Source organism: Streptomyces indicus, from assembly GCF_900100315.1.
GTDB lineage: Bacteria > Actinomycetota > Actinomycetes > Streptomycetales > Streptomycetaceae > Streptomyces > Streptomyces indicus.
In genome coordinates, this window is record NZ_FNFF01000003.1 from 499,450 (window position 1) to 515,435 (window position 15,986).

The following is a 15,986-nucleotide window of genomic DNA, read 5'->3' on the forward strand; positions in this document are numbered from 1 at the left end:
GGGTTTATCCGGCAGTTCTTCACACGAACGAGGGGTTTCGAATTCCAGGAACGGGTAGTCGTAAAGACCGCCCGCAGCCCGGGCAATTCGGCGGCCACCCGGGGCCCGTGATTGTTCCGTTATTGCGATCGGCGTGCGGCGGCCCGCAGTTGACGACGCATGAGGAATTCATGGTTCCCGTACAGAATCCGCCGCTCCTCTCCATTCCTTCGCCACCTGGTTCGTACTCCCTTGCGTACGCCCCCTGTTGGAGCCGGGGCGTGCGCGAGCATCATGGCGAGTGCTCCAGGGCCCAGACGTGACGACGCGAGGGGGCAGCGATGGGGACGACGGACACCGTGCAGGAGGTCGCCGACGCGGTGCCGGTGCGCCGGCCCGGGCGCGTGGTGGTCGACTGGCTGACGACCACCGACCACAAGAAGATCGGGCATCTCTACCTGATCACGTCGTTCGCGTTCTTCCTGATCGCCGGTCTGATGGCCCTGATGATGCGGGCCGAGCTCGCCCGCCCCGGGCTCCAGCTGATGACCAACAACGAGTTCAACCAGGCGTTCACGATGCACGGCACGATCATGCTGCTGCTCTTCGCGACGCCGACCTTCGCGGGCTTCGCCAACGAGATCATGCCGCTCCAGATCGGGGCGCCCGACGTGGCCTTCCCGCGGCTCAACATGCTCTCGTACTGGCTGTTCCTCTTCGGCGGGCTCATCGTGCTCGGCTCGCTGCTCGTGCCCACCGGGCCGGCCAACTTCGGCTGGTTCGCCTACGCGCCGCTCAACAGCCTGGAGCACTCCCCCGGCATCGGCGCCGACATGTGGATCATGGGGCTCGCCCTGTCCGGGTTCGGCACGATCCTGGGCGCCGTGAACTTCCTGACGACGATCATCGGGATGCGCGCGCCGGGGATGACGATGTTCCGTATGCCGGTCTTCACGTGGAACGTGCTGTTCACGTCGATCCTCGTCCTGATCGCGTTCCCGGTGCTCGCGGCCGCGCTGCTCGTCCTGGAGGCGGACCGGCGGTTCGGGTCGATGGTGTTCGAGGCGGAGTTCGGCGGGGCGCTCCTGTGGCAGCACCTGTTCTGGTTCTTCGGGCATCCGGAGGTCTACATCATCGCGCTGCCGTTCTTCGGCATCATCACGGAGATCATCCCGGTGTTCAGCCGGAAGCCGATCTTCGGTTACGTGATGCTGGTCGGCGCCACGATGGCCATCACCGGACTCTCGGTCGTGGTGTGGGCGCACCACATGTTCGCGACGGGTGCGGTCCTGCTGCCCTTCTTCTCGTTCATGTCCTTCCTGATCGCGGTGCCCACGGGCGTGAAGTTCTTCAACTGGACCGGGACCATGCTGAAGGGGTCCTTGAGCTTCGAGACACCGATGCTGTGGGCGATGGGGTTCCTGGTGTCGTTCCTGTTCGGCGGTCTGACGGGGGTGATCCTGGCGTCGCCGCCGATGGACTTCCACGTCACCGACTCGTACTTCGTCGTCGCGCACTTCCACTACGTGGTGTTCGGCACCGTGGTCTTCGCGACCTTCGGCGGCTTCTACTTCTGGTGGCCGAAGTTCACCGGGAAGCTGCTCGACGAGCGGCTCGGGAAGATCCAGTTCTGGACGCTGTTCGTGGGCTTCCACACCACGTTCCTGGTGCAGCACTGGCTGGGCGCGGAGGGGATGCCGCGGCGGTACGCGGACTATCTGGCGGCCGACGGGTTCACGGCGCTCAACATGATCTCGACGATCGGCGCCTTCCTGCTGGGGCTCTCCACGCTGCCCTTCGCCTACAACGTGTGGAAGACCGCCAAGTACGGCAAGAAGGTCGAGGTCGACGACCCCTGGGGGTACGGGCGTTCGCTGGAGTGGGCGACCTCGTGTCCGCCGCCGCGGCACAACTTCGTCACGCTTCCGCGGATCCGTTCGGAGTCCCCGGCGTTCGATCTGCACCATCCGAAGTTCGCGGCGTTCCAGCGGGAGACGAACCCCGTTCCAGAGCCCGGGAGAGGCGGTCACGACTCCGCCTGATGTGGTCGTTCAGCTCGGCGGGCGCGAGCACTTCGAACTCGTATCCCATGAGCATCACGTGGATGACCATGACGTCGAGGCTCGCGGCCCCGGTGTGCAGGATGCAGGTGCTCTCGGTCTCGGCATCGAGGACGCCGGCGGAGGGCGAGACGGTCTGCGCCGCCTCCTCTATGGAGGTGTGCAGGCGGATCGTGGCGTGGGCGTCGTAGGCGCGGTTCGAGACGCCCTGCGAGACGTACGCGGCCAGGTCGTCGGCGGGCGGTCTGCGCTGGGCGAAGCGCGGGCCGTGCGGGGGCTTCGGCGTGATGCGGTCGGCGCGGAAGGTGCGCCAGTCGCCGCGGTCCACGTCCCAGGCCACCAGGTACCAGCGGCGTTCGGTGCACACGAGGCGGTGCGGCTCGACGGTGCGGCGGGTGGTGGCGCCGCTGTGGTCGCGGTACTCGAAGCGCAGCCGCTCGGCGTCGCGGCACACGCCGGCCAACTCGGTGAGCACGGCCGGGTCGACGGCCGAGGCCTGGGCCGTGCGCAGCATCGGCACCGTGAAGGCGTTGAGGGTGCTGACGCGGCGGCGCAGGCGGGTGGGGAGCACCTGCTCCAGCTTGGCGAGGGCGCGGACCGAGGTCTCGCCGATGCCCTCGATGCCCTGTCCTGCGGCGGTGCGCAGACCCACCGCGACGGCCACCGCCTCCTCGTCGTCGAGCAGCAGCGGCGGCATCTCGGCGCCGACGCCGAGCTGGTAGCCGCCGCCGGTACCCGGTGAGGCGTTGACGGGATAGCCGAGTTCGCGCAGCCGGTCGATGTCACGGCGGACGGTGCGCGGGGTGACGCCGAGCCGGTCGGCCAGCGCGGCGCCCGACCACTCGCGGTGGGCCTGCAACAGGGAAAGGAGTTTGAGCAGGCGGGCGGAGGTCTCGAGCATGCGGTGGAGTCTGCCATGGTGCGCGGCTGCCGGGTCCGGGCGGCGGTGCTGCCAGCGGTGCTGCCAGCGTTGCCGCTCGCATTGCTGCCCGCAGAGCTGCCCGTATTCCTTCCCGTATTCCTGCCCGCATGAGGACTGTGGTTGTCCGCGACCCTCGCTACGTTGTTGCGCATGGCAGAGACCACTGCACCCACGGACATAGTCCCCTTCCGGATCGACATCCCGCAGGCGCAGCTCGACGATCTGCGCACCCGGCTCGGGATGACCCGCTGGCCCGACGAACTGCCGGGCACGGACTGGGAGTACGGAGCCTCGCTGTCGTATGTGAAGTCCCTGGCCGAGTACTGGCGCACCGGCTACGACTGGCGCAAGCACGAGGCCGCGCTCAACGAACTCCCCCAGTTCGTCACCGAGATCGACGGCGCCACCGTGCACTTCCTGCATCTGCGCTCGCCCGAGCCGGACGCGATGCCGCTGATCCTCACGCACGGCTGGCCCGGCTCCATCGTGGAGTTCCTGGAGCTGGTCGGACCGCTCAGCGATCCGCGCGCGCACGGCGGCGACCCCGCGGACGCCTTCCACGTCGTGGTCCCCTCGATCCCCGGCTTCGGGTTCTCGGGGCCCACGCGCGAGAAGGGCTGGAACGCCACCCGGGTCGCGCGCGCCTGGCACGAGCTGATGCGGCGGCTCGGATACGAGCGGTACGCAGCCCAGGGCGGCGACCTCGGCGCGATCATCTCGCCGACGCTCGGGCGGATCGAGCCCGAAGCGGTGATCGGGATCCATGTGAACGCCGCGTCCGTGGGGTTCATCCCGCTCGGCCCGGTCTCCGACGAGTTCAAGGCGCAGCTCACCGCGAAGGAGCTGAAGCGGCTCGACAAGATCAACTGGTTCATGAACGAGGGCTTCGGCTACAACAAGGTGCAGTCCACGCGCCCGCAGACCCTCGCGTACAGCCTCAGCGACTCGCCGGTCGGGCAACTCGCCTGGATCACCGAGAAGTTCAAGGAGTGGACCCACCCCTCGGCCGAGCTGCCCGAGGACGCGGTCGACCGGGACACGCTCCTGACCAACGTGATGTTCTACTGGCTGACCGGCACGGGCGGCTCGGCGGCCCGGATCTACTACGAGAACATGCATGTCCTCGACTGGTTCCCCAGCGCCTCCTCGCCGGTCCCCACCGGGGTCGCCAACTTCTTCGAGGACGCGGCGATCCGCCGGTTCGCCGAGGAGCTCAACCACATCACGCACTGGAACGAGTACGAGCAGGGCGGCCACTTCGCCGCGCTCGAAGCACCGCAGCTGCTGCTCGGCGACATCCGGGAGTTCTTCCGCACGCTGCGTTGACGAGGGCTGGGCCGGCTCCCGCTGAGCCGGCTCACTGCTCGTACGGCAGTTGCGGCACCTCGAAGCAGTTGGCGTTCATGTCGCCGCCCTGCGTCACCCAGCCGCGCCCGTCCTGCCAGCGCGCCACCGACAGGCAGGTGCGGCGGGTCGCGGGCGGCCGCTCGCGCTGCTCGAAGACCACCGGGATCAGCAGACCGTCCGCGTCGTAGGGCTCGCCGCGCCGCATGTACGCGTCCACGCACTCCCGCGTCACGCCGGACCCGGCACAGGACTTCGCCGCGTCCGCGAACCACATCGCGGCCGCCCATCCTTCGAGCTGCCACTGCGAGAGCCGGTCCGCGCCCTTCATCGCCGCGCGGAACTCCTTCGCCGCAGCGCTGTCCGGGTCCTGGAAGTTGCGGCTCGATCCCGTCACCCACAGCGCGTTGCGGCAGCGCGGGGAGTCCTTGTAGACCTCGGCGACGTCGGAGTTCCAGTTCTGCGCGTTGGTGACCTTGGCGGTGACCCTGGTGCCCACCTGGTCCATCGCCTTGCAGAGCTGGGCGTTGCCGTGGGTGTCGATCGCATCGAAGACCAGGTCGGCGCCCTGCTCCTTCAAGTCGGCCGCCACCGCACGGAAGTTGGGCAGCGCCAGGTCGACCTGTTCGGTGACGACCTTGTAGCCCTCGGCCTTCAGGCCGCGCGTGATCAGCTGCGCGTATCCGGCGGACGCGGCCTGGTTGTACGAGACCACGGCCGCGGTGCGGGCACCGTGCTCGCGCTTGAAGTAGCGGTAGATCTCGGTGCCGCCGTACTGCTTGCCGTCCCAGCCCGCCTTGCCGCCCTTGCGCGGGGCGAGCGAGCCGTAGACGGAGTAGAGGTGCGGATACGTGTCGTACGCGGGCCCGATCGGCTGCCCGCCGATGTCGGGGACCCCCGCCTCGGCCACCAGCGGGGCGCCCTCGTAGTCGAGCGTCGTGGTGGCGACGAGCGCCACGACCTTCCGCTCGTCGACCAGCTTGTGCACGCACTCGTTGTTGCCGACGCCGGTGCCGCCGTCGTCGCAGGTGTGCACCTCGACCTTGCGGCCGTCGATCCCGCCGCGGGCGTTCAGCCGCTCGAAGTAGGCCTTCGCCCCGTCACGCGGCCCGGTGAACGCATCGCCGCCCACCGGACTCGTCTCGCTCGTGATGATGCCGACGTGCAGGGGCGAGGTGTCGGCGGGCTGCTCGGGTCCCGTGGGCCGGCCGGTGAACTCGCTCTCCGGCAGCCGGCTGCCGCAGCCGGCGGCGAGCAGGGCGAGCAGCGCCGCGGACAGGACAGCTCCGCGGCGCACCCTCGCCGCACCCCGCCTCATCCGCTCAACAGCCGGGCAGCGGCGAGGTGTTGCCGCTCATGGCGAGCAGTCCGCAAAGCGTCTTGACCGACACCTTCCAGGTGCCCTCCTGCTCCACCACGGTCCCCGAGCTGCCGGGCAGGACGGTGGCTCCGTTCAGGGCGAGGTCGTAGGTGACCTTGGCGTCCTTCGGCGAGGTGAACTCCACCTTGCCGACCTTGGCCGAAACCTGTCCCCCGCGCTCGTCGCCGCTGAAGGCCTGCAGGACGGGGCGCATCTTGCTGCCGTTCTCGATGTACTTCTCCTTCTCGGCCATCTTGACCTTGGGGTCGAAGAACTTCTCGAAGTTGGTCTTGATCTCCTTCTCGGCCGCCGCCGGATCCTCCGGCTGTCCCCCGCCGCCCTCCTCCTCGGAGGGCGAGGCGCTGGTGGGGTCGGCGGGCGCGCTGCTCGTCTTGTCCTTCGGCGGGGTGGGCGGCGGATCCTCGCCGCCTCCTCCCCCGTCGTCGCCGCAGGCCGTCACGGCCGGGCCGATGACCAGGACGGCCGCCGCGGCCAGCGCGGCGAGGCGTGTCCTGGAACGCATGTGGGGGCTGCTCCCGAGGACCATCAGGCTCACCACCGGGGTGTCGGACCGGGCGGTGCCCGGTGCTTTCAGGGTCAGCTTCAAGAGGGCATAGTGCAAGCGTTCAAGGAAGGCACAGTGCGAGCACGGTGCGAGCGTTCACGAAGGCATAGTGCAAGCGATCGGCTGACAAGAACAGACAGACGGCTGACTAGACAACGGACGGTTTCCGGTGCGGACCGTGCTGCGGTGACGGACGGTTGGTCCGGCGACGGCCCGTTGTCCGGCGGCCGGATCCCCTGGGGGCCCGGATGCGGACGGATCGACTGCGGACAGTGCACCCGTTGCTGTGGGCGGGCCTCGGCGCCGCGGCCCTCGGCGCGGTGCTCTGCGTCATCGGCTGGTACGGGGTGTCGGGCGAGCGGTTCGCCGAGCGCCAGGTGCCGTACCTGGCCTCCTGCACGCTGCCCGGCGCCGCGCTGATCGTGGCGGGCGCGGTGCTCGTGGCGCAGGCGCGCAGCGCGGCGGCCGCGGCCCGGATGGACGCACTGTACGCGCTGCTCGTACACGAGGAGGAACCGCCGCCCGCGCCCGTGCAGCCGGCCGCCATCAGCCGCGAGCTGCTGCTCGTACCGGGCGGCACGCTCTACCACCGGGCCGACTGCCCGCTCGTGGCGGGCAAGCCCGAGGCGGTGCCGGCCGACGCGCATGCCGTGGCGGACGGGGAGTTGGGGCCCTGCCCGATCTGCGAGCCGGACGCGAGCGGTGAGCCGGGACGCGGCGCGGAAGCCGGGCACACCGCCGAGCCCGGACGCGCCGTCGAGCCCGGACAGACAGCCGAGTCCCGACGCAACGCCGAGCCCGGTCGCACCGTCCAGCCCGGACAGACACCCGAGCCCCGACGCAACGCCGAGCCCGGTCGCACCGCCGAGCCCGGCGGCCCGGAGTCCTGAGCGTGGACTCCCTGACGTGGGACCTCACCCTGGCCGGGCTCGCCGTCGGCAGCGCGGCCGCCCTGACGGGCATCGGCCTGATCGTCACGTACCGCGCGACCGGAGTGCTCAACCTCGCGCACGGTGCGGTCGCGATGGTGTGCGCGTATCTCCTGCGGCAGTTCACCGTCGAGTGGGGCTGGCCGCTGTGGCTGGGCGTCACGGTCACGCTGTGCGTGCTGGCTCCCGGGCTCGGACTGCTCCTGGAGCGGGCCGTGTTCCGGCCGCTCGCGCTGCTCGGCAGCGATCCGGTGCAGACGCTCGTCGCCTCGATCGGCGTGTTCGTGCTGCTCGTCGGCGGGGCCGCGCTGGTGTGGGGGCAGGGGGCGCGCCCGGACGCGCCGCAGGTGCTCGGCGACGAGCCGTGGGTGCAGCTGGCGATCGTGCTCGCGCTCGCGGCCGGGGTGTGGGCGGTGACGCGCTGGACCCGGTTCGGCGGCGAGCTGCGCGCCGTGGTCGACAACCGTCCGCTCGCGGTGCTCCGCGGGATCGACGCGGACCGGGTGGCGTCGGCGGGCTGGGCGTTCGGCTCGTTCACGGCGGGTCTGACCGGGGTGCTGCTCGCCTCGCAGGTCCGCCTGGATCCGTACGGTCTGACGCTCCTTGTCCTCCAGGTGATCGCGGTCGCGGTGGGCGCGGGCATGCACAGCCTGCCGATCGCGGTGGCGGTGGCGCTCGGACTCGGCGTGGTGCAGGCCCAGTTGACCCGGCTGCACCCCTCGGGCTGGGGCGAGCCGCTGCTCCAGGCGGTGGGCGCGAACCTGTTCGTGGTCGCGCTTCTGGTGTCCGCGCTGGTGCTGCCCGGGATCGGCGGACGCGACGCGCTGCCGCGCACCGCGACGGCCCGGGTCCGCACGCCTGCCGGGGTGTGGGTGGTGGCCGGGGTGCTCTTCCTGTTGCCGCTCGGGTTCGCCGGATCGGATCTGCACACTTCGGTCCAGGTGCCGGCCCTCGCCGTCGTCCTCCTGTCGCTCGTGGTGGTCACGGGGCGCGGCGGTCAGATCTCGCTCGGGCAGGCGGCGTACGCGGGCCTGGGCGCGCTGTTCACGGCGCTGCTCGCGGCGGGCCGCTTCCCCGGGCTGCCCCAACTGCCGCCGCTCGCCGCGCTCGCGGTGGCCGTGCTCCTGGTCGCCCCGCTCGGCCTGCTCACCGGCCGGCCCGCGATCAGCCGGCACGGGCTCGCCCTCGCGCTGGCCACGCTCGCCGTCGGCGTCGGCGTGAGCCGCTTCGTCTTCGACCAGCCGTACGCCGCCTCGGGCCTGGGCATCGCCCGCCCTGCGGGCTTCGGCGGCGACCGCGCGTACTACGTCCTCGAACTCGCCCTGCTCACCGGCGCGTTGCTCAGTGTCCTGCTGCTGCGCCGCGGCCGCACCGGACGCGCGCTCGCCGCCCTGCGCGACCACCAGGCGGGCGCGGCGGCCTCCGGGGTCCCCGTACCGCTCCTGAAACTCGGCGCGTTCGTCGCGGGCGCGGCCCTCGCGGCCCTCGGCGGCGGCATGCTCGGGATGGGGCTGCGGGCCTTCGACCCGGCGGCCTTCGACCCCGTGCGCGGGCTGCTGTGGTTCGCGGCGGTGGTGGTGCTCGGCGCGGACTCGGTGATCGGCGCGCTGGGCGCGGCGGCCCTCCTGGTCGGGCTGGACGCGGGCACGCGCGGCGGGGTGGCGGCCGCGGTGATCGGCGTGCTCGCGGTCCTCGTCGGGCGCTTTCCCGGCGGCCCGTACGAGGCGCTGCGGACCGTGACGGAGCGGCTGCGCGCGCCCCGGCGGGAACTGCGGCTCAGCGCTAGCGGGGAGGCGGTGCGGGCGCGGGTGGTGGCACAGGCGGCGCGTGCGGAGACGTCGCAGGCGCCGGATGTGCGGGGGCGCGGAGGCGCTCCCGGCCCGCCCGCGAAGGGAGTCGGTCGGCCCGTGCCGAGCCGGGAAGGCCTTGCTGTCGTACGGGCCAAGGGAGCCGACCCGTCCGTCGCGCCCCGCCGCACCGGCCCCCGCCCCGCGGACCTTCCTCCCGGCCCGCTGACCGCCCGCGGACTCACCGTCGTCTACGAAGACTTCACCGCGCTCGACGATGTCTCCCTGGAGGTCACGCCCGGCCGTATCACCGCCGTGGTCGGCCCCAACGGGGCGGGCAAGAGCACCCTGTTCCACTGCCTCGCCGGCACGGTGCGGCCCGACGCGGGGCGCGTCGAGTTCGCGGGCCGTGACATCACCCGCCGCGCGGCGCACGCCCGCACGCGGCTCGGGATCGCCCGCACCTTCCAGCAGTTGGCCGTCTTCCCCTCCCTCACGGTCGAGGAGAACCTGCGCGTAGGCGCCGAACAGGGCCGCGTACGCGACCCGGCCGCCGTCGACCGCACCCTGCGCCTGCTCGGCCTCGACGGACCGCTCAGCCGCCAGCCCGCCACGGACCTCCCCACCGGCATCCTGCGCCGCGTGGAACTCGGCCGCGCCCTCGCGGGCTCTCCGCACGTCCTGCTCCTCGACGAACCGGCGGCGGGCCTCGACACGGTGGAGGTCGAGGGCCTCTCACGGATCCTGCGCGCCCTCGCCGCCGAGGGCACGGCCCTGCTCATCGTGGAGCACGACCTCGACCTGGTGGACCGCCTCGCGGACACCGTCCATGTGCTCAGCGCGGGCCGGATCGTCGCCACGGGCCCCGCGGACCGGGTGCTGGACGCGGCGGCCCGTACGGTCGGGGACCGGTCGTGACACCGGCATCTGTGGGGCAAGGGCCCGCGAGGGCCGGCACCGGCCGAGGGCAGCGGTGCGCACGTGCGTCGGCGGCGGCCGCCTTCATCGGCGAGGACGGCGAGGAGCGGCGAGGGCGATGGGCATCGTCGAGAAGCAGCGGCGACCGCGGGCACCGTCGAGAAGCAGCGGCGACCACCACCGGCGTCTGCGAGAAGCGACGACCCCCGCCTGTATCGGCGAGGCGCGCTCATGCCCGACGGAATCGGCGAGGCCCGGCGTGGGCGAGGAGCACCGTGCAGACCGGCATGAGCGAGGAGCACCCGTGAAGACCGGAACCGTCAAGGAGCCGCTGTGAGCACCCGAACCGACCAGGAGCCGCCGCGGTGAGCGCCGAGATCGGGCTGTACGGGGCGCGCGTGCGCTACGGACCGCTCGAAGCCCTGCACGGCGTCGACCTGGCCGCCCCGTACCCGGGTGTCACCGTGCTCCTGGGACGCAACGGCTCGGGCCGTACGACGGCGCTGCGCGCCCTGGCCGGGACCGTGCGGCCGGCGGAGGGCGGCGTGCGGTGGCGGGGCAGGGACGTGACACGGCTGCCCGCACACGAGCGGGCCGCGCGCGGTCTGCGCTTCGTGCCCGACCGGCAGGCCGTCTTCGGTTCGCTGACCGTCCGGGAGAACCTCGAACTGGCCGCACCGGAGGGGGAGTTCGCGCCCGCCTTCGACGCCTATCCGGAGCTGCGCGCCCTGCTCCCCCGCCGCTCCGCCACCCTCTCGGGCGGGGAGCAGCGCATGCTGGCCGTGGCCGCCGCGCTGCTCGCCCGCCCCCGGGTCCTGCTCCTCGACGAGCCGGCCCAGGGCATGTCCCCGGCGGTCTCGGCCCGCACGTACGAACTCCTGTCGACTCTGGACGCCACCGTCGTCACTGCCGAACAGCGCCTTCCCCCGCCCCTGCGCACCCCGTCGGCCCACCCCGTCCTCGTGCACGAACTGCGCCGCGGCGCGGTGGTGTTCAGCGGCGAGGCGGCGGAGTGGGCCGAGCGGGCGAGGACCGGGCGCCACTAGCGGGCCTCGCCTCACAGCGCCCGACCTCGCGTGCCACCACTCAAAGCCCCCGCCGCGCCCCCACCCGCTCCGGGATCTGCAGCAGCGTGCCCGCGTTCAGGCGGTCCGGGTAGCGGCCGATCATCTGGCGGTTGGCCTGGTACAGCGCCTGCCAGCCGCCCTTGACCCCGTACCGGCGGGCGATCGAGGACAGGGTCTCGCCGGGCTTCACGGTGTGCATGCGGCCGTCGAGGCGGTACCGCTCGGAGCAGACCGGCCAGGCGTCCCAGCCCTGCGTGCGCAGGACCTCCTCGGCTACCTTGATCTGCTCCTCGCGGGTGGCGAGGTCGGCACGCGGGGCGTATTTGAGGCCGCCGTGCTCCACCCAGGTCGGCTGCCAGAACTGGAGTCCGCCGTAGTACTGGTTGCCGGTGTTGGCGCTCCAGCGGCCGCTGCTCTCGCACTCGGCGAGGCAGTTCCACGGCCACGCCTTCACCGCGCAGTCGTACGGCACCTCGAAGAAGTACGTGCGGGTGCTCGCCGCGCCCGGGCCGGCCGCCGGCGGCGCGGGGTCGGTGTGCGGTGCGGTCAGGGCGTGCGCGCCGGTCGGCAGCAGCGGAAGGAGGAGGGCCAGCAGGCCCAGGGTCCACAGACGGGTCTTCGGCATGCGTCACGCTAAGCAGCGGCGCGGCGGGCCGGCGGAGTGCCGCGCCCCGGTACGGGACAGCCCCACCCGGTCGGAGGACCGGGCGGGGCGCCCCGCGTGCTTACGGAAGGTCCAGGCGCTGGCCCGGCAGGATCAGGTCCGGATCCCCTCCGATCACGGCCTTGTTGGCCGCGTAGACCTTCTTCCAGGTCGTGCCGTGCGCGGCGGCGATCGAGCCCAGGGTGTCGCCGCTCCTGACGGTGTAGTCGCGCGAACCGCCGCGTGCCGTATGGCTCTTCGCGCGGTCGGACGACTTGGGCTCGGTCTTCCTGGGTGCCGCCTTGGGCTTGGACGGTGCGGACTTCGGCTTGGCCGGTGCGTTCACGGCCGGTGCGCTTCCGTAGGCTCCGGCCCGCTTGGAGCAGGTGGGCCATGCGCCCCAGCCCTGCCCCTTCTGCACCTTGGTGGCGACGGCTATCTGCTGTGACCTGGTCGCCTTGTCGGCGGTGGAGGCGTACCTGCCGCCGCCGTAGGCCCGCCAGGTGGAGGCGGAGAACTGCAGGCCTCCGTAGTAGCCGTTGCCGGTGTTGATGTGCCAGTTTCCGCCGCTCTCGCACTGGGCGATGCGGTCCCAGACTCCGCTGTCGGCCGCGGCTGCCTCGCCGCTCGCCGCGAACAGGCCCAGTGGGGCGGCCAGAGCGGCCCCGGCGAGCACGGCCGTCGTCCGACTGCGCTTGGGACGTGCGGACATGGCGAACATAAAGATCCCTCTCGCAGGACCCGGGCTCCCCCTGGACGCCACGGCTCCGGCGTATCCGACACCGGTGAGCCGTCGCGTCCCGTCCGCCGGCGGGTGCTGCAGGAGCTGGCTTGGTGCGGCCGGCGGACGTACCCGAGCGGTGCTCGTTGCACACGGCGGTGGAATCTAGGGACCTGCTCGCCCCGGTATCAACCGGATCCTTGTCATTCCAGGCCAGTTGACCCTTACCCGAAGTAGCGGCGATTTTCGGCCACCCACTAGAACCCTTGATTTCCGGATTTGTCGACCACGAGCCCTCGCGATCTGTGACTCACCTCACCGGCTCAACTTCTGTGCACACAGCAGCAATTGACGCGGAGTGAGCGGTTCCGCCGCGAGCTTCACCGTGCGCTGAGGATGGTGCGATTCCGTTCGCTCGACTGCGTGACTTGCGCCACGGTTCACCCGTTGTGCTCTTCATGAGCCTGCGGGCTCTCCGGGGGGTCCGGATCGACCGCTCCCCCGTGCCGGGATCCTCCCGGCGACGCGACGCACCGACTTCCGAGGAGCACCCGTGCAGCGCATGCTCGACGTCAGCGACGACGTACGCGCCGAGATCGGCGACGAGGAGGCCGACCGCCTGCTCACCGGCGACAACTCCCCGGGCAGCTACGACTGCACGTCCTGCCGCACCCCGGGCGACAGCCAGCAGGAGCGCACCAGCACCGTCCTGTTCGTCGGCGAGGAGACCGCCGTCCTCGCCTTCGCCCACGCCACGTGCCTGCCCTCGCAGGTCGTGCAGGTCCCCGAGGAGCAGCTGCAGGGCGCGGTCCAGTCCATCACCGGCGGTGAGGCCCCCGCGCAGGAGCAGGCCGAGCAGCCCGAGCAGGCCGTGCTCGGCGTGACCAGCGGCCTGGTGCTCCTGGAGGGGGACCTGCACCCCGCCCTCGTCGTCGAGCCCACCGGCCCGATCGCCCGCCCCGGCGCCACGGGGGGCGGGGACGACTTCCTGCCGCTCCTGATCGAGCAGGGCTTCATGCCGGTGAGCCAGGTCAAGGAAGTGCCGTCCGCGCTGGGCGGCTGGTCCGTGCTGCTCGCGATGGGCCAGCTGCACGCGGTCCTCATGCCCGGCGAGAGCGGCGGCCAGGTGGCCTGGTGGCAGGCCCACCAGCCGCTCCATGTCACCGAGGGATGGCGCGCGGCGGCCAACAAGACGAACCAGGTCCTGGTGTTCGCCGCCCCGGTGGGCTCCATCGGCCGTCAGCCGCGCGAGGACCTGCTGCGCGACGCGCTCGACAAGGCCGCGGCGAACGGCCAGTTGGTGACCGCGGCCATGCCGCTGGCCGGGACGTGACGTCCCCCGGCCCCGGTGCGGGCCGGGACGGGGCGCTCAGGCCCGGGGGTCCGGACGCATTGCCGGCGACCGCGATCCCCGACGGCCTGCGAAGGGTCGTCAGCCGGCACGTCCTGTCGGTGGCGGCGCCCCAGGACGCACGGCCGGTGGCCGCGGATCTGCGGCCCCTGCCGGCCACGTCCGATCGGCGGCCGGCCACCCCTGGACGCCAGATGGTCCCGGCCGGAGCGGGTACGGGAACACCGGCGGGGACACCGTCCGGAGCCGGTACGGGGACACCGTCCGCAATCGGTACGGGGACACCGTCCGCGACCGGTACGGGGAAGGCGTACGGAGCCAGTGCGGGGACGGCGTACGGAGCCGGCCCGGGGACATCGGAGCCGAGGTCGGTACGGCCCGTCCCGCATCCCAACCGGCGTGGGGTCGTTGGCACCTACGTGCAGCCTTACGACCCCTCCCGCCACCCGATCCCCGGCATGCGTCCCTCCGGGGAGACGCCCCCGAGCCACTCCGCCACACCGATCTACGACGACCTCTATGCGGAGTGGCGCAGGTCGTTCAAGGCTCTCCCGGGCGACCGGACCGGCGAGGAGGACCTGGGCTTCACCGCCTTCGGCAACATGCCGCAGGCCCCACCGCGCCACCCGCGCCACGAGCCGCCACCACCGACCTGGCAGCACATGGCGCACCGCCCGGGCGGCTTCCCGGCCGCGCTGCCCCCGGGGCCGCGCAGGGAGCGCTGAGCCCCCGTACGGCACGCGGAAGGCCCACCCGGCAGTCGCCTGGTGGGCCTTCGTACGACCGGAACCGACCGGCTACTTCTTCTTGCTGCGCTTCTCGCGCACCCGCACCGAGATGTGGATCGGCGTCCCCTCGAAGCCGAACTCCTCGCGCAGCCGGCGCTCGATGAACCGCCGGTAGCCGGCCTCGATGAAGCCGGAGGCGAAGAGCACGAACCGCGGGGGCTTCGTGCCCGCCTGCGTACCGAACAGGATGCGGGGCTGCTTGCCGCCGCGGACCGGGTGCGGGTGGGAGGCGACCAGCTCGCCGAGGAAGGAGTTGAGGCGGCCGGTGGGGACGCGGGTCTCCCAGCCCTCGAGCGCCGTCTCGATCGCCGGGACCAGCTTCTCCATGTGGCGGCCGGTGCGCGCCGAGACGTTCACCCGCGGCGCCCAGGCGACCTGGCCCAGCTCGGTCTCGATCTCGCGCTCGAGGTAGTAGCGGCGCTCCTCGTCGAGGGTGTCCCACTTGTTGAACGCCATGACGATCGCACGCCCGGCCTCCACCGCCATCGTGACGATGCGCTGGTCCTGGACGCTGATCGAGTCCGCGGCGTCGATGAGGATGACCGCGACCTCGGCCTTCTCCACGGCCGCGGCGGTACGCAGCGAGGCGTAGTAGTCGGCGCCGGACTGCAGATGGACCTTCTTGCGAATACCGGCCGTGTCGATGAACTTCCAGGTGACACCGCCGAGTTCGATCAGCTCGTCGACCGGGTCGCGCGTGGTGCCGGCCAGCTCGTTGACGACGACGCGGTCCTCCTTCGCCACCTTGTTGAGGAGCGAGGACTTGCCGACGTTCGGACGGCCGATCAGCGCGATACGGCGCGGGCCGCCGACCGCGGGACCGCCGAAGGTCTGCGCCGGCGCGTCGGGCAGCACCTCGAGCACGGCGTCCAGCATGTCGCCCGTGCCGCGGCCGTGCAGCGAGGAGACCGGGTGCGGCTCGCCGATGCCGAGGGACCACAGGGAGTACGCGTCGGCCTCGCCGCTCTGGCCGTCCACCTTGTTGGCGCAGAGCACCACGGGCTTCTTGGCCTTGCGCAGCAGCTTGACGACGGCCTCGTCGGTGTCGGTGACGCCGACCGTGGAGTCCACCACGAAGATCACGGCGTCCGCGGTGTCGATGGCGTACTCGGCCTGGGCGGCGACGGAGGCGTCGATGCCGAGGACGTCCTGCTCCCAGCCGCCGGTGTCGACGACCTTGAAGCGGCGGCCCGCCCACTCGGCCTCGTAGGTGACGCGGTCGCGCGTGACGCCCGGCTTGTCCTCGACGACCGCCTCGCGGCGGCCGATGATGCGGTTCACCAGGGTCGACTTGCCGACATTGGGGCGGCCGACGACGGCGACCACGGGCAGCGGGCCGTGCCCGGCCTCCTCGATCGCGCCCTCGACCTCTTCGAGGTCGAAGCCCTCTTCCGCGGCGAGCTCCATGAACTCCGCGTACTCCGCGTCGCCGAGCGCGCCGTGGTCGTGCTCGTGCTCGTGCGCGCCCTCTGCGGGGATCTGGTCGTTCATGAAGTCCGTACCTCTGTCATCCGTCATCGATGGACCACGCAGGCGCGCGGGCCACTACTCA

Annotated in this window: 11 protein-coding genes and 2 pseudogenes; 7 read left to right on the forward strand and 6 right to left on the reverse strand. The window is 72.0% G+C overall.

What is annotated here, in order from left to right:
• Window positions 1–320: 320 nt before the first annotated feature.
• A pseudogene (gene ctaD, locus BLT97_RS11775) lies at window positions 321–1,997 on the forward strand (aa3-type cytochrome oxidase subunit I); the annotation flags it as partial.
• Here ctaD and BLT97_RS11780 read toward each other — a convergent pair.
• Complete coding sequence (locus BLT97_RS11780) at window positions 1,897–2,940, reverse strand: helix-turn-helix transcriptional regulator (protein ID WP_107407010.1); 1,044 nt, start codon at window positions 2,938–2,940, stop codon at window positions 1,897–1,899. The pseudogene ctaD and the gene BLT97_RS11780 overlap by 101 nt on opposite strands.
• Window positions 2,941–3,111: 171 nt before the next feature.
• Between BLT97_RS11780 and BLT97_RS11785 the strand changes: the two genes are divergently transcribed.
• On the forward strand, window positions 3,112–4,287 hold the full coding sequence (locus BLT97_RS11785) for an epoxide hydrolase family protein (protein ID WP_093608916.1): 1,176 nt from the start codon (window positions 3,112–3,114) through the stop codon (window positions 4,285–4,287).
• 31 nt (window positions 4,288–4,318) lie between these two features.
• On the opposite strand, the gene BLT97_RS11790 is transcribed toward BLT97_RS11785, so the two are convergent.
• Window positions 4,319–5,623 (reverse strand): ABC transporter substrate-binding protein, encoded by a 1,305-nt coding sequence (locus BLT97_RS11790; RefSeq protein ID WP_093608918.1) that lies wholly within the window; start codon window positions 5,621–5,623, stop codon window positions 4,319–4,321.
• Between the two features lie 4 nt (window positions 5,624–5,627).
• Entirely contained in the window at window positions 5,628–6,188 is a 561-nt protein-coding gene (locus BLT97_RS11795) for an MTB12 C-terminal domain-containing protein (protein ID WP_245769258.1), read from the reverse strand.
• A gap of 290 nt (window positions 6,189–6,478) precedes the next feature.
• On the opposite strand from BLT97_RS11795, the pseudogene BLT97_RS11800 reads away from it, so the two are divergent.
• The 3 genes and pseudogenes from BLT97_RS11800 to BLT97_RS11810 form a co-directional block, all read left to right on the forward strand.
• A pseudogene (locus BLT97_RS11800) lies at window positions 6,479–6,922 on the forward strand (hypothetical protein); the annotation flags it as partial.
• 200 nt (window positions 6,923–7,122) lie between these two features.
• Window positions 7,123–9,864, forward strand: a complete 2,742-nt coding sequence (locus tag BLT97_RS11805) for a branched-chain amino acid ABC transporter permease/ATP-binding protein (RefSeq protein ID WP_093608920.1) — start codon at window positions 7,123–7,125, stop codon at window positions 9,862–9,864.
• A 365-nt stretch (window positions 9,865–10,229) separates the two neighbouring features.
• Window positions 10,230–10,910, forward strand: coding sequence for an ATP-binding cassette domain-containing protein (locus BLT97_RS11810; RefSeq protein WP_245769259.1), 681 nt, complete (start codon window positions 10,230–10,232; stop codon window positions 10,908–10,910).
• A gap of 40 nt (window positions 10,911–10,950) precedes the next feature.
• On the opposite strand, the gene BLT97_RS11815 is transcribed toward BLT97_RS11810, so the two are convergent.
• Entirely contained in the window at window positions 10,951–11,556 is a 606-nt protein-coding gene (locus BLT97_RS11815) for a LysM peptidoglycan-binding domain-containing protein (protein ID WP_093608922.1), read from the reverse strand.
• A 100-nt stretch (window positions 11,557–11,656) separates the two neighbouring features.
• Window positions 11,657–12,286 (reverse strand): transglycosylase family protein, encoded by a 630-nt coding sequence (locus BLT97_RS11820; RefSeq protein WP_342742720.1) that lies wholly within the window; start codon window positions 12,284–12,286, stop codon window positions 11,657–11,659.
• A gap of 562 nt (window positions 12,287–12,848) precedes the next feature.
• Between BLT97_RS11820 and BLT97_RS11825 the strand changes: the two genes are divergently transcribed.
• Window positions 12,849–13,628 carry a hypothetical protein gene (locus tag BLT97_RS11825; protein WP_093608926.1) on the forward strand — a complete coding sequence of 260 codons (780 nt, stop codon included), beginning with the start codon at window positions 12,849–12,851 and terminating at the stop codon, window positions 13,626–13,628.
• Window positions 13,629–14,104: 476 nt separating this feature from the next.
• Window positions 14,105–14,371, forward strand: coding sequence for a hypothetical protein (locus tag BLT97_RS38985; RefSeq protein WP_093608928.1), 267 nt, complete (start codon window positions 14,105–14,107; stop codon window positions 14,369–14,371).
• 72 nt (window positions 14,372–14,443) lie between these two features.
• On the opposite strand, the gene der is transcribed toward BLT97_RS38985, so the two are convergent.
• Window positions 14,444–15,925 carry a ribosome biogenesis GTPase Der gene (der, locus tag BLT97_RS11835; RefSeq protein WP_245769260.1) on the reverse strand — a complete coding sequence of 494 codons (1,482 nt, stop codon included), beginning with the start codon at window positions 15,923–15,925 and terminating at the stop codon, window positions 14,444–14,446.
• Window positions 15,926–15,986: the final 61 nt, after the last annotated feature.

What these genes read in the sequence shown, in the direction of transcription:
- BLT97_RS11780 (WP_107407010.1), bottom strand. Translation starts at nt 2,940, where the DNA reads ATGCTCGAGACCTCCGCCCGCCTGCTCAAACTCCTTTCCCTGTTGCAG.
- BLT97_RS11785 (WP_093608916.1), top strand. Translation starts at nt 3,112, where the DNA reads ATGGCAGAGACCACTGCACCCACGGACATAGTCCCCTTCCGGATCGAC.
- BLT97_RS11790 (WP_093608918.1), bottom strand. Translation starts at nt 5,623, where the DNA reads ATGAGGCGGGGTGCGGCGAGGGTGCGCCGCGGAGCTGTCCTGTCCGCG.
- BLT97_RS11795 (WP_245769258.1), bottom strand. Translation starts at nt 6,188, where the DNA reads ATGCGTTCCAGGACACGCCTCGCCGCGCTGGCCGCGGCGGCCGTCCTG.
- BLT97_RS11815 (WP_093608922.1), bottom strand. Translation starts at nt 11,556, where the DNA reads ATGCCGAAGACCCGTCTGTGGACCCTGGGCCTGCTGGCCCTCCTCCTT.
- BLT97_RS11820 (WP_342742720.1), bottom strand. Translation starts at nt 12,286, where the DNA reads ATGTCCGCACGTCCCAAGCGCAGTCGGACGACGGCCGTGCTCGCCGGG.
- BLT97_RS38985 (WP_093608928.1), top strand. Translation starts at nt 14,105, where the DNA reads ATGCGTCCCTCCGGGGAGACGCCCCCGAGCCACTCCGCCACACCGATC.
- der (WP_245769260.1), bottom strand. Translation starts at nt 15,925, where the DNA reads ATGAACGACCAGATCCCCGCAGAGGGCGCGCACGAGCACGAGCACGAC.